13 protein-coding genes are annotated in these 15107 nt (G+C 72.9%); 6 read left to right on the top strand and 7 right to left on the bottom strand.

What is annotated here, in order from left to right:
• Positions 1-11: 11 nt before the first annotated feature.
• The 3 genes from HGA03_RS14175 to HGA03_RS14165 form a co-directional block, all read right to left on the bottom strand.
• Positions 12-1976 (bottom strand): hypothetical protein, encoded by a 1965-nt coding sequence (locus HGA03_RS14175; RefSeq protein WP_168630946.1) that lies wholly within the window; start codon positions 1974-1976, stop codon positions 12-14.
• Positions 1973-3874 carry an HSP90 family protein gene (locus HGA03_RS14170; RefSeq protein WP_168630945.1) on the bottom strand — a complete coding sequence of 634 codons (1902 nt, stop codon included), beginning with the start codon at positions 3872-3874 and terminating at the stop codon, positions 1973-1975. The genes HGA03_RS14175 and HGA03_RS14170 overlap by 4 nt, the downstream gene beginning before the upstream one ends.
• A gap of 64 nt (positions 3875-3938) precedes the next feature.
• Positions 3939-4424: a type III secretion system chaperone family protein gene (locus tag HGA03_RS14165; protein ID WP_168630944.1), complete on the bottom strand. Its 486-nt coding sequence runs from the start codon at positions 4422-4424 to the stop codon at positions 3939-3941.
• A gap of 231 nt (positions 4425-4655) precedes the next feature.
• On the opposite strand from HGA03_RS14165, the gene HGA03_RS14160 reads away from it, so the two are divergent.
• Both HGA03_RS14160 and HGA03_RS14155 read left to right on the top strand, forming a co-directional pair.
• Entirely contained in the window at positions 4656-5171 is a 516-nt protein-coding gene (locus HGA03_RS14160; protein ID WP_168630943.1) for a type III secretion system chaperone family protein, read from the top strand.
• Complete coding sequence (locus tag HGA03_RS14155) at positions 5168-5659, top strand: YbjN domain-containing protein (protein WP_168630942.1); 492 nt, start codon at positions 5168-5170, stop codon at positions 5657-5659. Before HGA03_RS14160 ends, HGA03_RS14155 begins: the two co-directional genes overlap by 4 nt.
• Here the strand turns inward: HGA03_RS14155 and miaB are convergent.
• The gene (gene miaB / locus HGA03_RS14150; protein WP_168630941.1) at positions 5652-7187 is read right to left on the bottom strand and encodes a tRNA (N6-isopentenyl adenosine(37)-C2)-methylthiotransferase MiaB; all 1536 of its coding nucleotides are present in this window, start codon (positions 7185-7187) and stop codon (positions 5652-5654) included. The genes HGA03_RS14155 and miaB overlap by 8 nt on opposite strands.
• A 94-nt stretch (positions 7188-7281) precedes the next feature.
• Here miaB and HGA03_RS14145 point away from each other — a divergent pair, with 94 nt between their 5' ends.
• From HGA03_RS14145 to HGA03_RS14130, 4 genes are read left to right on the top strand one after another with little or no spacing between them, the layout of a single operon-like run.
• Positions 7282-8034, top strand: a complete 753-nt coding sequence (locus tag HGA03_RS14145) for an amino acid ABC transporter ATP-binding protein (protein WP_275407587.1) — start codon at positions 7282-7284, stop codon at positions 8032-8034.
• Positions 8035-8057: 23 nt separating this feature from the next.
• A complete protein-coding gene (locus tag HGA03_RS14140; protein WP_168630940.1) occupies positions 8058-8903 on the top strand; it encodes a glutamate ABC transporter substrate-binding protein in 846 nt (281 codons plus the stop codon).
• A 9-nt stretch (positions 8904-8912) separates the two neighbouring features.
• Positions 8913-9614 carry an amino acid ABC transporter permease gene (locus tag HGA03_RS14135; RefSeq protein ID WP_168630939.1) on the top strand — a complete coding sequence of 234 codons (702 nt, stop codon included), beginning with the start codon at positions 8913-8915 and terminating at the stop codon, positions 9612-9614.
• A complete protein-coding gene (locus tag HGA03_RS14130) occupies positions 9611-10513 on the top strand; it encodes an amino acid ABC transporter permease (RefSeq protein WP_168630938.1) in 903 nt (300 codons plus the stop codon). Before HGA03_RS14135 ends, HGA03_RS14130 begins: the two co-directional genes overlap by 4 nt.
• Before the next feature lie 60 nt (positions 10514-10573).
• Here the strand turns inward: HGA03_RS14130 and rny are convergent, their stop codons facing one another.
• The 3 genes from rny to recA form a co-directional block, all read right to left on the bottom strand.
• Complete coding sequence (rny, locus tag HGA03_RS14125) at positions 10574-12178, bottom strand: ribonuclease Y (protein WP_239073546.1); 1605 nt, start codon at positions 12176-12178, stop codon at positions 10574-10576.
• A 254-nt stretch (positions 12179-12432) separates the two neighbouring features.
• Positions 12433-13293, bottom strand: coding sequence for a regulatory protein RecX (locus tag HGA03_RS14120; protein ID WP_239073547.1), 861 nt, complete (start codon positions 13291-13293; stop codon positions 12433-12435).
• A gap of 548 nt (positions 13294-13841) precedes the next feature.
• Positions 13842-14882, bottom strand: coding sequence for a recombinase RecA (gene recA, locus HGA03_RS14115; RefSeq protein ID WP_168630936.1), 1041 nt, complete (start codon positions 14880-14882; stop codon positions 13842-13844).
• Positions 14883-15107: the final 225 nt, after the last annotated feature.

The raw sequence follows: 15107 nt of genomic DNA, 5'->3' as shown, positions 1-15107 counted from the left end.
ACGGTACCGACTCAGCTGACGATCTCCCGCGCCAGCTCCTCCGCGCGGGCGGTCTGGCCGGAGTCGCGCAGCACTCGGACCAGCAGGCTCGCCACCTCGCCCCAGGGCTCGCGCTGGCGGACGTGGGCGAAGCCCTCCATCGCCGATTCCAAGTTCCACACCGCGTCCTCGACCCGGCCGAGCTGGTCGTACAGCCGCCCGGCCAGCCAGAAGGCGTGCGAGGCATCCGCGACCGCACCCTGACCGCCGTAGGACTCGGCGGCCGACTGGGCGGTACGGGCGGCCAGCTCCTGCTGCTCCGGCTCCCCCGATCCGGCCAGCAGGCGGGCGGCGGCGTCCTCCAGGTCGGCGGCGGCCCGGCGGCGGGTGGCCTGCTCGCGGGCGGCCAGCTGCTCGTCGCGCTGGTCGTCGCCGCCGGGTTCGGCACGCAGTGCGGCCAGCGCCCGGTCGATCTCGGCCAGGGCATCCCCGGTCGCGCCGACCAGCGCGGCGGTCGGGGCCCAGGCGACCAGCACCTGCACCAGCAGCTCGGGCGCCAGACCCCCGGCGCGCAGCCGGGCCACCGCCGAGCGGTAGCCCTCGTCCGCCCCGTCCTGGTCGTCGAACAGCTGGGCGATCCGGGCGCACTCGGCGTAGGCGAAGCCGGCGTCCACCAGGCGGCCGTCGTCGTCCGCGGCCCCGGCGGCGGCGATCCAGGCGGCGGCGGCGCGCTGGGCCTCCCCCGCCGCGAGCAGGCGGTCGGTCCAGGTGCCGACGTCCTCGCCCGGCTGCTGGGCCAGCGGGTCGGCGGGGTCGGGGCCCGGGGCGGCGACCGTGGGCACGGTCGGACCACCGGTGGGCGCCGGGGACCCGGCGAAGCCACGGGGCAGCACGTCCAGGTCGAGCGCGTGCTCCGCCGGGGTGGCCGACCAGGCCCGGCGCACCAGATCGCTCTGGTGGCTGGTGCCATTGCGGGCGTCGAACTGGGCCGCCAACCGCTCGGCCTTGGCCCGCAGCCAGTCGTCCAGCTGGGCGACGGTGGGCCGGTCGCCGAGTTCCGGGACGGCGGTGATCCGCAGCGACCGGTCCGGGTGCTCGGCGCGCAGCACATGGGTGGCGGCACCGACCAGCCGGGCGAAGGAGAGCTCGTCGTAGGGGGTGTCCGCCTTGACCAGCAGGTGCTGTTCGGCCTCCAGGGCGCGGATCGCCCGTTCGGCCTGGTGCCCGCGGGCCAGCAGCCGGATCCGCTGGCCCCGGGCGGAGGCCATGTCGCCCTGGGTCCGCTCCAGCTCGGCCACCGCCTGCCGGTGCGCCCGCACCGCGTCCGCCGGGCGGCCCAGCTCCAGGTAGGCATCCGCCAGGTCGGTCAGCATGTCGGCGGGCTCGCTCGCGCACCGCGGGCGCTGCGGCAGGGTCTCCTCGATCAGCCGCACCCCCTCGACCAGCCGCCCGGCGCCGATCATGTACGCGGCGCGGTCGCCGGGGTCGCAGGCCTCGCACTGGGAGAAGTCATCGCGCGGGGTGACCACCCACTGTGCGAACAACTGCTCGGTCTCCGGGGCGCCACGGCGGTTCGCCCAGGAGAAGCGCTCCAGCGCGACCGCGTCCATCCCGTTGCCCGCACGCGCGTACCGGCGCTCCATGTCGTCCAGGGTGCGTTCGATCTGCTCGGCCGGGACGCCCGGGAAGTCCGCCAGCCCGGAGACCATCCACTTGAACGCCCAGAACAGCGAGTGCTGGTCGTCGGCGTCGAACATCTCCGGCCGCTGGTCCCACCAGCGCAGCAGCTGGGCGAAGGGCACGTAGCCGCGCTCCGGCTCGCCACCCCACTGGTAGGCGTCGATCAGGGTGAACAGCGCGAAGGCCCGCGCCTCGTCCGGGCCCTCCGCGTCCACCAGCTTGACCTGCTCCTCGGCGGCCTGGGTGTGCGCGAGGCCGTAGGGCATCTGCCGTACCCGGCTGATCTCCCGGTTGGCCTGGTCCAGCGTGCGGGTCATCGGCGGTCCTCTCCGGCGTCGTCGTCCTCGGTGGTGGGGCGGGTGGTCCCGGCCAGCCCGGCGCGCAGCAGGGCGGCCATCGAGCCGGTCATCAGCTCGGACTCCCGGGCCCGCAGTGGTTCCCCGGCCAGCAGCAGCGCCGAGACGTACAGCGAGCGCAGTCCGGCCTCGACGACCTCACCCGGCGGGGCGGCCAGCAGGTCGCGGACCAGCGGGGCGGAGTCGTTCAGCACCAGTTGGCGGGCGGCGGCCGGCTCGGCGAAGCCCGCCAGGATGTCGCCCCACAGGTCGTCGGCCTCCGCCTGGGCCCGGCGCAGCGCGCGCTGGTGGTCGCCGTCCCGGTCGTGCAGCAGCACCGCGGGCAGGGTGGCGGGCTCGAACCGGCGCAGCACCAGCTCGCAGTCCTGGTCGGCCAGCACGGCGTTCCCGGCGGCCAGCGCGTCCAGGGTGGCCAGCTCGCGCTCCGGCGAGACCGGGCTGAGCACCTGGGCGATGTCCCCGGCGGCCAGCGGGCGCACCGTGCCGGGGCGGCGGCGGGCCAACCGGGCCAGCAGGTCGGCGTCGTAGACGTACCCGGCGTTCACCACCGCCATCTGCTGGGCGCGCGCCACCGGGGCGATCCGCTTGTACTCCTCCAGGGTGGCGGCGTAGACCACCGTCCCGTGCTGGGCGGCGACCTCGTCCAGGGTGAGCAGCCCGTCGGTGGTCTCGTAGGGCAGGATGCGCGCGGCCAGGTCGAGCATGGTGTCGTCGGTCAGGGCCAGCGACCGCACCGCCAGGTGGTGGGTGCGCACGAACTCGGCGGCCTGCCCGGAGCCGGACTCCAGGGTGTGCAGCAGCCAGTCCCGGATCGACCCGGCCAGCGCCTCCTGCGTGGCCAGCAGCACCTCGTCGGTGTACAGCTGCTCGCGGGAGGCGGTCGGCCGCAGACCGGAGGCGTCGATCACGCAGCGGACGAAGAACGCCCACTCCGGCAGCAACCCGTCCACCCGGGTGCCGAGCAGCATCCGCTTGAGGTAGACCCGGTGCGCCCCGCCACCACCGGGCGGCACCGCACTGGGCAGCACGTACGCCACCCCGGTGACGCCGGCCAGCGGCACGTCCAGGTCGATCGCGGCCAGCGGGGTGAACCCGAGCGCCCGCTCGCAGTACCGGGTCAGCTCGGCGCTGCGCCGGCCCTGGTCCGGGTGATCCACCCGCCAGGGCAGCTCCGGTTCGGAGATCCGCCGCCACAGGTGCCCGGGCCGGGGCGCCGGGTCGTCGGGACGGACCGGTCCGGCGATCGGCGCCGCATCGTCCAGCGGCACCTCCACCGCCAGGTCGACCGGCAGCAGGGAACCGAACTCCTCGGCCAGCGCGACGACGGTGCCGGTCTCCAGCCAGTGCCCGGCGTCCCGGCGCGGGCGCAGCAGCACCGTCGACCCCACCGGTAGGTCCCCCGGCTCCAGGGTCTCCAGCTGGTACGACCCGTCCGCGTGCCCGACCCACCGCACCGCGGGCGCCTGCAGGTCCCGGGCGGAGCGGGAGGTCAGCTCGATCCGGTCGGCCACCATGAACGCGGACAGCAGGCCGATCCCGAACTGCCCCAGGAACTCCTCGCGGGCCAGCCCCAGGTCGTCGTCCCGCTTGGAGGACCGGCCGACGGTGGCCAGCAGCTCCTCCGCCTCGGTGGCGGTCAACCCGACGCCGGAGTCCACCACCGCGAGCGCCCCGTCTGGCAGCGGGCGGATTCGCACCGTCGCCGGGGCGTCCGGGTCCAGGTTCCGCCGGGCGGTGATCGCATCCACGCCGTTCTGCATCAGCTCGCGCAGGTACACCCGCTCACCGGAGTACAGGTGGCGCGCCAGCAGGTCGACGACCCCGTGCAGGTCGACCTGGAACGCCCTGGTGTCGCTCATCGGATCCTTCCGGGCACGGACCGGGGCCGCGGCGGTCGCCCGCCACGGCCCCGGTCGGGTGGATTCAGTTGGCGTCGTACTCGGCCTTGGCCACGGCGGCCTCCGCCGGGTAGGCCTCGTCGAGCTGCTCGAAGAACTGCAGGGTGGTCATGATCCCGCAGGCCAGGTGCTGGTCGATCTGCTCGTCGGTGACGCCCGGCTCGTAGTCGACGGTGTGCTCGCCGTAGACGCCCAGGACGTCGTCCTCGACCCGCACGTAGACCTTCGGCCACAGCTTGGAGGCGTTCCACTCGTTGATCGCCTCGGTCACGGCGGCGAGCTGGTCCACCCCGACCTTGCGGTTCCAGCGGCCGCGGGTCTGCAGGTACTCGCCGGACTTGCCGAGCTGGAAGAAGAAGAACAGGTGGCCGTCCCAGTAGCCGCCGATGTCGCCGTCGTCGTCGACGCCGTAGTTCATCTCGCGGCTGTCCAGCACCGCCTTCATCCGGTCCTTGGTCAGCGGCGCCAGCGCGGCCGCCGGGGTCGCGTCCGGCTTGGTGAAGAAGCCCATGGTGATCCTCGTGGTTCGTGCGGTCAGGACATCGCGCGGGACGACCCTATCGAACCGGACGATTCGACCGGCCCGGCACGACTCCACCGTGCCTACCCTGCGCCCGCGACGCGCACGCAGGGTAGGCAGCGACCGGCCACCACCCAGGGCGACCGCCCCCGCCGTAGGTGGTGGGCACCCTCACCCCCGCCCGGCTCGGCCACCCCTGGTACCCGCGGGTAGGGTTCGACCATGGGTCTCTTCCGGAACCGCCGGCGGCCGACCGACACCGGCGACGCCTCGGGCGGGGCACCGACCGCCACCGTGGCGGAGGGCCGCCCGACGCCCCTGGCCCCCGAGCGGATCGTGGCCTGGCTCAAGGACAACGACTTCCACTACTTCACCGACGACGACGGCGATATCGGCGGACTGTGGAAGGGCCGGCTGTTCTTCTTCTTTCTGCTGGGCGAGAAGCAGGAGATCCTGCAGGTACGCGGCCAGTGGCACCGCGACATCGCCCTGGAGCGGCTGCAGGAGGTGCTGGACGCCTGCGAGGAGTGGAACGCCGAGCGGATCTGGCCCAAGACCTACGCCCGGGTCCGGGACAACGGCATGGTGAATGTGGTCGCCGAGACCTCCACCGACCTGGAGCACGGCGCCACCGACGAGCAGCTGGCCCAGCTGTTGCAGTGCGGCCTGAGCAGTGCGAACAGCTTCTTCGACGCGGTCGACGAGCTGTACCCCGACCCGGCGGCGGTGGCCCCGTGAGCGCCCGGCCGTCCGGCTGGCTGTCCCGGGTGCTCGGCGCACAGCCCGCCCCGGCCCGCCCGGCACAGGACCGCCCGACCACGCTGACCCAGGAGCGGGTGATCGCGGCACTGACCGCGCACGACTACCACTTCCGGATCGACGACGACGGCGACCTGACCGGCGTGTGGAACCAGAACCGGTTCTGGTTCTTCCTGCTCGGCGACGACCGGGAGGTGCTGCAGGTCCGCGGCCGCTGGCACCGGCAGCTCCCGCTGGAGGCCCGCCGCCCGGCGTCGCTGGCGCTCAACGACTGGAACCGGGACCGGATCTGGCCCAAGCTCTACCTCCGCGAGGAGCAGGGCGAGCTGGCGCTGTACTCCGAGGTGTCCACCGACCTGGAGCACGGGGTGACCGCCGAGCAGCTCGATCAGCTGATCTCCTGCGGCCTGGGCACCGGGGTGCAGGCCTTCGAGGCACTGGACGGGCTGCTGCCGCCGGCTACTTGAGCGTCGGCAGCCCGAGCAGCACGGGACCGGCCGGAGCGCCGGTGCCGCAGGAGTCCCCGCCGTGGTCGTGCTCGTCGCCGCGTGCCCAGGCATCCCCGGCCCGGGTCCGGCGCACCGCGAAGCTGCCACCGGTGAGCGCGGAGTCCGCGACCAGGTGGTGCGGTGCGGCGTGGGTGACGTCGACGGTGATCAGGTCGCCCGGTCGCGGCCGGTCGGCCTCGCCCAGACCGGCCGGCAGCGCGACGTGCACCAGCCGGTTGTCCGCGGCCCGGCCGGACAGCCGCCGGGTCTCGCCGTCCTTGCGTCCCTCGCCCTCGGCCACCAGCACCTCGACGGTGCGGCCGACCTGGCGCTGCATCTCCTCCAGCGCGATCCGGTCCTGCAGCGCGATCAACCGCTCGTAGCGCTCCTGGACCACCGCCTTGGGCAGTTGGTCGGGCAGGTCGGCGGCCGGGGTGCCGGGCCGGATCGAGTACTGGAAGGTGAAGGCGGAGGAGAACCGGCTCTCCTCGACCACCCGCAGCGTCTCGGCGAAGTCCTCCTCGGTCTCGCCCGGGAAGCCCACGATGATGTCGGTGGTGATCGCCGCCTCCGGCATCGCGGCCCGCACCCGCTCCAGGATGCCGAGGAACTTGGCCGACCGGTAGGACCGCCGCATCGCGCGCAGGATCCGGTCCGAGCCGGACTGCAACGGCATGTGCAGGCTGGACATCACCGCCGGGGTCTCGGCCATCGCGGCGATCACGTCGTCGGTGAAGGACGCCGGGTGCGGGGAGGTGAACCGCAGCCGCTCCAGCCCCGGGGTGGCACCGGCGGCGCGCAGCAGCTTGGCGAAGGCCTGCCGGTCGCCGAACTCGACGCCGTAGGAGTTCACGTTCTGGCCGAGCAGGGTGACCTCGATCGCGCCCTGATCGACCAGCGCCTGCACCTCGGCCAGCACGTCGCCCGGCCGGCGGTCGCGCTCCTTGCCCCGAAGGTGCGGCACGATGCAGAACGTGCAGGTGTTGTTGCAGCCGACGCTGATCGACACCCAGCCCGCGTAGGCCGACTCCCGCCGGGTGGGCAGCGTGGACGGGAAGACCTGCAACGACTCGGCGATCTCCACCTCGGCGGCCTTGTTGTGCCGGGCCCGCTCCAGCAGCACCGGCAGCACGTCCAGGTTGTGGGTGCCGAAGACCACGTCCACCCACGGCGCGCGCTCCACGATCCCGGTGCGGTCCTTCTGCGCCAGGCAGCCGCCGACCGCGATCTGCATGCCCGGCCGGTTCCGCTTGGTGCCCGCCAGCCGGCCCAGGTTGCCGTACAGCCGGTCCGCGGCGTTCTCCCGCACCGCGCAGGTGTTGATCACGATCACGTCGGCGTCCTCCGCGGCCGCCGCCTCCGGGGACGCGGCGACGTAACCGGCCTGCTCCAGCAGACCGGCCATGTGTTCGGAGTCGTGCACGTTCATCTGGCAGCCGAGGGTCTTGACCAGGTACGTGCGGGTCTCCTGGCCGACGGCGGATGCGGGGGGCGTCATCGTGCTCATCGCGGACCAGGGTACGTCCGCGTGGAGTAGCACTGTTACTCGACTGTGATCCAAACGAATGGCGGAGGTCACACGCGCCACCTACCGTCACGGGATGGTTCAGACCGACACGGCACCGCTGGTGGTGCTCGACGGCGTGCAGAAGCACTTCGGCGACCTACACGTGCTCCGCGACATCAACCTGACCGTCCACCGCGGCGAGGTGGTGGTCGTGATCGGCCCCTCCGGCAGCGGCAAGTCCACCCTGTGCCGGACCATCAACCGGCTGGAGACCATCGACGCCGGCACGATCAGCGTCAACGGCAAGCCCCTGCCCGCCGAGGGCAAGGACCTGGCCCGGCTGCGCGCCGACGTCGGCATGGTCTTCCAGTCCTTCAACCTGTTCGCGCACAAGACCGTGCTGGAGAACGTCACCCTCGGGCCGATCAAGGCCAAGCGGCAGTCCAGGGCCGAGGCGAAGGTCCGGGCCCAGGAGCTGCTGGACCGGGTGGGGGTCGGCAACCAGTCCGGCAAGCTGCCCGCCCAGCTGTCCGGCGGCCAGCAGCAGCGGGTGGCGATCGCCCGCGCGCTGGCGATGAAGCCGCACGTCATGCTGTTCGACGAGCCGACCTCCGCCCTCGACCCGGAGATGATCAACGAGGTCCTGGACGTGATGACCACCCTCGCCGAGGAGGGCATGACCATGATCGTGGTCACCCACGAGATGGGCTTCGCCCGCCGGGCCGCCGATCGGGTCGTCTTCATGGACGGCGGCCAGATCGTCGAAGAGGGCACCCCCGAGGAGTTCTTCACCGCACCGCGCACCGACCGAGCCCAGGACTTCCTGTCGAAGATCCTCACGCACTGACGTCAACCGGAAGGAAGCACGCCATGCACCGCATCGCTCGTACCGGAGCGGCACTCGCCGCCGTCGGACTCACCCTGGCCGCCTGTTCCTCGGGCGGCGACTCCGGCTCCGGATCGACGGAGGGTGGCAGCAACGACGCCGGCACCCTCACCGTCGGGATCAAGTTCGACCAGCCAGGATTGGGCCTGCAGGAGGGCGGGGACTACACCGGCTTCGACGTCGACGTCGCCCGCTACATCGCCGAGCAGCTCGGCTACTCCGCCGACCAGGTCGAGTTCCGCGAGGCACCGTCCGCGCAGCGGGAGAACCTGCTGTCCAACGGCCAGGTCGACCTGATCGTGGCCACCTACTCCATCACCGACGAGCGCAAGCAGACCGTCGACTTCGCCGGGCCGTACTTCGTCGCCGGGCAGGACCTGCTGGTCGCCGCGGACTCCGACATCAGCGGGCCCGAGGACCTGGACGGGTCGCTGCTGTGCTCGGTCACCGGGTCCACCCCCGCCCAGCGGATCAAGGACGAGTACGCCGGGGAGGTGCAGCTCCAGGAGTTCGACGGCTACTCCGAGTGCGTCGAGGCGCTGGCCGCCGGGACGATCGACGCGGTGACCACCGACGACATCATCCTGGCCGGGTTCGCCGCCCAGGACGCCTACGCCGGCAAGCTCAAGGTCGTCGGCAACCCGTTCTCCGACGAGCAGTACGGCGTCGGCCTGCCGAAGGACTCCGACCTGTGCCAGGAGGTCACCGACGCGATCACCTCGATGATCGACGACGGCACCTGGCAGGAGCTGCTGGACAAGAACCTGGGCGACGCGAACTACACCCCGAACGCCGACCTCAACCCGCCGACGCCCGACGCCTGCGGCTGAGGCCCGCCGATGGGTGACTACTGGGCAGAGTTCACCGAACTGTTCAGCCAGTACGACGTCATCGCCGCGTTCCGGACCACGCTGCTGCTGTCCGGACTGGCGGCGGTGGGGTCGCTGGTGCTCGGCACCGTGATCGCGGTGATGCGGGTCTCCCCCGTGCCGAGCATGCGGGCCGCCGGGGCGTTCTACGTCAACACCATCCGCAACACCCCGTTGACGCTGATCATCGTGTTCTGCAGCCTCGGGCTGTTCTACACGATGGGCATCGCGCTGGCGGACCGGCAATCCCCGACCTTCCTGGCCGACAACAACGTCCGGTTGGCGGTGCTCGGGCTGTCGGTCTACCACGCGGCCTTCGTGGCGGAGGCGCTGCGCTCCGGGGTGAACACGGTGCCCACCGGGCAGGCCGAGGCGGCGCGGGCGATCGGGCTCGGCTTCGGCCAGACCATGCGGATCGTGATCCTGCCGCAGGCATTCCGCGGGGCGGTGGCACCGCTGGGCAACGCGCTGATCGCCCTGATCAAGAACACCACGGTCGCCTCGGCGATCGGGGTGGCCGAGGCCTCGGCGCTGATGAAGACCATGATCGAGTTCCGGCCGGACGTGATCTTCGCGGTGTTCCTGCTGTTCGCGCTCGGCTTCGTGATCATCGTGCTGCCCACCGGCGTGCTGATCACCTGGGCGTCCCGACGACTGGCGGTGCAACGATGAGTGACCTGCTGTTCGACGCCCCCGGGCCGCGCGCCCGGCGGCGGATGCTGATCGCCAACATCGTCGCCGCGCTGGTGCTGCTGGCGATCGCCGCGGTCTTCATCGTGGCGCTCGCCGACAAGGAGCAGCTGACCGCCGCCAAGTGGTCGCCCTTCCTCACCGCGGACGTCTGGCAGTACTACCTGCTGCCCGGCCTGCGCGGCACCCTGGTCGCCGCCGGGATCTCCATCGTCACCTCGATGCTGTTCGGGCTGCTGTTCGGGATCGGCCGGCTGTCCCCGATCGCCCCGGTCCGGTGGATCTGCGGCACCGTGGTCGAGTTCTTCCGGGCCGTCCCGGTGCTGCTGATGATGGTCTTCGGCTGGCTGTTCCTCGGCCAGCTGCAGATCCTGCCGGTGAACCAGCTGCCCCTGGTCGCCGTGGTCGCCGGGCTCACCCTGTACAACGGCTCGGTGGTCGCGGAACTGATCCGCTCCGGGGTGCACGGGCTGCCCCGCGGCCAGCGGGAGGCCGGGCTGGCGATCGGCCTCACCGAGGGGTCGACCCTGTGGTCGGTGCTGCTCCCCCAGGCGCTGGTCGCGATGCTCCCCGCCCTGGTCAGCCAGCTGGTGGTCATCCTCAAGGACTCGGCGCTCGGCTACCTGATCACCTACGTCGAGCTGCTGCGCCAGGGCCGCCAGATCGGCACCACGTACCAGAACCTGATCCCGGCGCTGATCGTGGTCGCGCTGATCTTCATCCTGCTGAACGTCACGCTCAGTGCCCTGGCCAACCGGTTGGCCCGGAAGCTCCGCGGGCGGACGGCGGGGCCGGTCCGGTCCGGTGCGCCCGGTGGGGCGGTCGGCGCGGCGGGGGCGGTCGGGACGACGGGGACCGTGGCGGCGCAGGCCCGGGGGTGAGCGTGCGGGGGTGAGCGTGCGGGGGTGAGCCTGCGGGGGTTGAGCCTCCGGCTGCGGGTCTCAGGTCGCGGTGGCGGAGGCCCGGACCTCGCGGACCACGGTCACCTTGATCTCGCCCGGGTAGGACAGGTCGTGCTCGATGTGCCGGGCGATCTCGACCGCCAGCCGGCCCATCGCCTCGTCCGGGACCTCGCTGGGCTCGACCACCACCCGCAGCTCCCGGCCCGCGGCCATCGCCAGGGCGCGGCGCACCCCGGCATGACCGGCGACCAGCTTCTCCAGCTCGTCCAACCGCTCGATGTGCTGGTCGATGTCCTCCCGGCGAGCACCGGGCCGCGCCGCCGACACCGCATCCGCGGCCTGCACCAGCACCGCCTCCACCGTCTCCGGCGGAACCTCGTCGTGGTGGGCGGCCACCCCGTTCACCACCACCGCGGCCTCACCGTGCCGCTCCACCAGGGCGGCCCCCACCTGGGCGTGCGTGCCCGGCTGCTGACCGGTGAGCGCCTTGCCGATGTCGTGCAGGAACGCCGCCCGGCGGGTCACCTGCACATCCGCGCCCACCTCGGTGGCGAGCTGGGCGGCGACCAACGCGGTCTCCACAAGGTGCTCCAGCACGTTCTGGCCGTAGGAAGTACGCATCCGCAACCGGCCGAGGGTGCGGATCAGCGCCGGGTCGAGGCCACTGACCCCTGCCCGCTCGGCCGCGTCGTGCCCGGCCTCCTCGTCCCGCTCCGGGGCGCCGGCCAGTGCCTCGGCATAGGCGGACTCGATCCGCTGCGGGTTGATCCGGCCATCGGTCATCAGGGCGTCCAGCGCCACCTGCGCCACCTCACGGCGCTCCGCGTCGAAGCAGCTCAGCACCACCGACCCGGGCGTCTCGTCCACCAGGACGTTCACCCCGGTCAGCGCCTCGAAGGTGCGGATGTTCCGCCCCTCCTTGCCGATGATCCGGCCCTTCATCTCTTCTGAGGGCAGCGGCAGGACGGTCACCGTGCTCTGCGCGCTGGTCGGAGCCGCGGTCCGGAACAGCGCGGTGGCGATGATCCGGCGGGCCCGCGCCTCGGCGGACCGCTTGGCCTGCGCCTCCACCCGTCGCACCGAGGCCGCCGCCGACTGGGTGGCCTCGGCGGTCACCAGGCGGATCAGCTCCGCGCGCGCCTCGGACGCGGTCAGCCCGGAGGCGGCCTCCAAGCGCTCGACCGCCTCCTGCTCGGCGGCCGCGATCCGCTGCCCCGCCTCCTGCTCAGCCGCGGTCAGCAACGCGGCGGCCTGCTCCTCGGCAGCTGTGTGGCGGGCCGCCAGCTCACGTTCGGTGCTGGCGGTCCGCTCGGCCAGTTCCCGCTCCGCGACAGCGACCCGCTCCCGAGCCTCCCGGTGCGCCACCGCGGCATCCTCGGCCTCGGCGCGCACCGCCCGCTCGCGCTGGGACGCCTCCCGCTCCCGCTCGGACAGCGCACGCTCGGCGGCGTTCAGGGCCTGCTCCCGCTCGGCCACCCGCTCCTCGCGCCGCTGCGCGTCGGCCAGGGAGGACCGGGCCTCGTCCTTGATGGTCTGCACGTCCTGCTGCGCCTGGCGGCGGACCGCACCGGCCTCCCGCCGGGCGATCAGCACCAGGATCAGCGCGACCAGGCACGCCGCCAGCAATCCGACGACGATTGCCATGTCCTGCATGGAGCCTCCAGTCGCGCAGCACGGGAGACGTCATTCTCCCTCATCGCCGGAGCAGCCCGTGCCGAGGCCCACCGTCACCGGGCACACGGCGGCGGGCGGGCACCGCACGCCCGACTCCTCGCCCTGGGCCAGGACCCGGCGGCCGCCCATCCGCGCACTGGGCCCTCTGCGGTCCGTCGCGTCGAAGGCGTCGTCCGACCGTGGTGGCCCGGGGACGCCCGTCGGCGGGTCGGGTATCGGCGCGGTCAGTCGTCCGCGGTGCCGTCCTCCTCCGCGGCGAGCTCCTCCCGGACCAGGCGGGCCACCAGCCCGGGGCCGTAGCCCTTGCGGCCCAGCGCTCCGTAGGCCCGGCGCATCCGCACCTCGCGGTCCAGGCCGCGGGTGGCGCGCAACTTCTTGCGGACCAGTGCCCGGGCGGCCTGTTCCTCGTCGTCGTCGCCGACCTGGTCCAGTGCGGTCGCGGAGTCCTCCGGCGAGACGCCCTTGCGGCGCAGCTCCATGGTCAGCGCCCGGCGGGACAGGCCACGTTCGGCGTGCCGGGACCGGACCAGCATCTCGGCGTAGGCGGCGTCGTCGATCAGGCCGACCTCGGTGAACCGGTCGAGCACCCGGTCGGCGACGTCCTCCGGGACCTCGCGCCGGGCCAGCGCCTCGGCGAGCTGGTGCCGGCTGCGCGGCGCGGCGGTCAGCTGGCGCAGCACGATCGTCCGGGCGACCGCCTCCGGGTCGGCTTCGGCATCGACCGCCGCGCTGCCCGTGGTGGGCGGTTCGGTCGCCGGTGCCAACCGGTTCCGGGTCGCGCGGCGGCGCCCGGCGCGCGCGGGGGCATCGTCCGGGGCGCGCTCCAGGCCGGGTTCGGCGTCCATCGGTGCGCGGCCCGCCGTGGGCGGTTCGGTCGCCGGTGTCGGCCGGTTCCGTGCGGTCCGGCGGGTGCCCGGCGCGGGGGCCTTGCCCTCGGGCCCCGGGTGCGACTGCGACGCGGTGGTGAGCACCGCCCTGACAGCGGCCTCCGGTCCCGGGTGGTCCGAGCCCTCGACGGTGGAGCCCGAGGGCCGGTTCAGCGCCGAGGCGGGGACGAGCAGACCGGCCAGGTCGTCGAGCGACACCGGGCGATCGGCGGCGGTGGCGGAAACGGTCCGGCGCCGCGGGGCACGCGCGGGGCGTGGCTCCGTCGGGTCGGTGACGTTCTGCCGCGATCGTCGCGCCGAGGCGTCGCCCTCGGCAGCGGATGCACGGCTGTTCGCGCGCGGTCCGGAGCGGGGCGCACCATCGGCGCCCGGGGTCGTCGCCCGGTCTCGGTCGGCGGCCGCTCTCCGTGCCCGCGGACCGCCGGCCTTGCCCGCACCAGCCCTGCGGATCCCCGCGCCCGCCCACGCATCACCTGCACCGTCGCTGTCCGCCCAGGCACCGTCTGCGCCGTCGTCCTCCGCCCAGGCACCGCTCGCATCGTCGCTCCCGACCCACGCATCACCGGCACCGTCGCTCTCCGCCCAGGCACTCTCGGCGCCGTCGTCCGCGTCGGAGCCCTCGCCCCGCCCCGCACCGGCCGGGCCGCCATCAGCGGGTCCGGCCCCCCAGGGGTCGTCCATGACGGGCACCGGCGCCCAGGGATCGTCCCCCTGGGCGCCGGTGTCCGAGCCACGTGCGATCGACATCAGAAGTCGACCTTGACCTCCTCGGCCTGGTCCGCCGCAGCAGCCACACCGATGCCGAGCTTGTCCTTGATCTTGGCCTCGATCTCGGCGGCGAGCTCGGGGTTGTCGCGCAGGAAGCCGCGCGCGTTCTCCTTGCCCTGGCCGAGCTGGTCGCTCTCGTAGGTGAACCAGGACCCGGACTTGCGGACGATGCCGTGCTCGACGCCCAGGTCGATCAGGCTGCCCTCGCGGGAGATGCCGACGCCGTAGAGGATGTCGAACTCGGCCTGCTTGAACGGCGGGGCCATCTTGTTCTTGACGACCTTGACCCGGGTGCGGTTACCGACCGCGTCCGAGCCCTCCTTGAGGGTCTCGATCCGGCGGATGTCCATCCGGACCGAGGCGTAGAACTTCAGCGCCTTGCCACCGGTGGTGGTCTCCGGGGAGCCGAAGAAGACACCGATCTTCTCGCGCAGCTGGTTGATGAAGATCGCGGTGGTGCCGGAGGCGTTCAGCGCACCGGTGACCTTGCGGAGGGCCTGGGACATCAGCCGGGCCTGCAGACCCACGTGGCTGTCACCCATCTCGCCCTCGATCTCGGCCTTGGGCACCAGGGCCGCGACCGAGTCGATCACGATGATGTCGATCGCGCCGGAGCGGATCAGCATGTCCATGATCTCGAGCGCCTGCTCACCGGTGTCCGGCTGGGAGACCAGCAGCGCATCGGTGTCGACGCCGAGCTTCTTGGCGTAGTCGGGGTCCAGCGCGTGCTCGGCGTCGATGAACGCCGCGATGCCGCCCAGGCGCTGGGCGTTGGCCACCGCGTGCAGCGCGACGGTGGTCTTACCGGAGGACTCGGGGCCGTAGACCTCGATGATCCGGCCCTTCGGCAGACCGCCGATGCCGAGCGCCACGTCCAGCGCGATGGAGCCGGTCGGGATGACCTCGACCGGGGCGCGGCCTTCCTCGCCGAGGCGCATGATCGAACCCTTGCCGAACTGGCGGTCGATCTGGCTGAGGGCGGCCTCGAGGGCCTTCTCGCGGTCCTGGGGAGCGGGCATGTGTCCACCTCGTCGATTCGGGCAGCGTCTCTCGCTGCGGCCTGCGGGGGCTGGTCTCTGGGTCCTGCGACGACGGTATGCCCGACCACCGACATGTCCGGCGGGAGCGTCCACAGGTCGCAGATCGACCCCCGGTTGGGGACGATCCGACGACCCGCGCGGCCAGCCGCCTGCGTCATCAGCGATGACTGTAGCCGAACATCTGTTCGATTGGACTCTCACCCG

Source organism: Cellulomonas denverensis (assembly GCF_012396125.1).
Taxonomy (GTDB): domain Bacteria; phylum Actinomycetota; class Actinomycetes; order Actinomycetales; family Cellulomonadaceae; genus Cellulomonas; species Cellulomonas denverensis.
This window is presented reverse-complemented; position numbering and strand designations above follow the sequence as displayed.

What these genes read in the sequence shown, in the direction of transcription:
- HGA03_RS14175 (WP_168630946.1), bottom strand. Translation starts at nt 1,976, where the DNA reads ATGACCCGCACGCTGGACCAGGCCAACCGGGAGATCAGCCGGGTACGG.
- HGA03_RS14170 (WP_168630945.1), bottom strand. Translation starts at nt 3,874, where the DNA reads ATGAGCGACACCAGGGCGTTCCAGGTCGACCTGCACGGGGTCGTCGAC.
- HGA03_RS14165 (WP_168630944.1), bottom strand. Translation starts at nt 4,424, where the DNA reads ATGGGCTTCTTCACCAAGCCGGACGCGACCCCGGCGGCCGCGCTGGCG.
- HGA03_RS14160 (WP_168630943.1), top strand. Translation starts at nt 4,656, where the DNA reads ATGGGTCTCTTCCGGAACCGCCGGCGGCCGACCGACACCGGCGACGCC.
- miaB (WP_168630941.1), bottom strand. Translation starts at nt 7,187, where the DNA reads ATGAGCACGATGACGCCCCCCGCATCCGCCGTCGGCCAGGAGACCCGC.
- HGA03_RS14145 (WP_275407587.1), top strand. Translation starts at nt 7,282, where the DNA reads ATGGTTCAGACCGACACGGCACCGCTGGTGGTGCTCGACGGCGTGCAG.
- HGA03_RS14140 (WP_168630940.1), top strand. Translation starts at nt 8,058, where the DNA reads ATGCACCGCATCGCTCGTACCGGAGCGGCACTCGCCGCCGTCGGACTC.
- HGA03_RS14135 (WP_168630939.1), top strand. Translation starts at nt 8,913, where the DNA reads ATGGGTGACTACTGGGCAGAGTTCACCGAACTGTTCAGCCAGTACGAC.
- HGA03_RS14130 (WP_168630938.1), top strand. Translation starts at nt 9,611, where the DNA reads ATGAGTGACCTGCTGTTCGACGCCCCCGGGCCGCGCGCCCGGCGGCGG.
- rny (WP_239073546.1), bottom strand. Translation starts at nt 12,178, where the DNA reads ATGGCAATCGTCGTCGGATTGCTGGCGGCGTGCCTGGTCGCGCTGATC.
- recA (WP_168630936.1), bottom strand. Translation starts at nt 14,882, where the DNA reads ATGCCCGCTCCCCAGGACCGCGAGAAGGCCCTCGAGGCCGCCCTCAGC.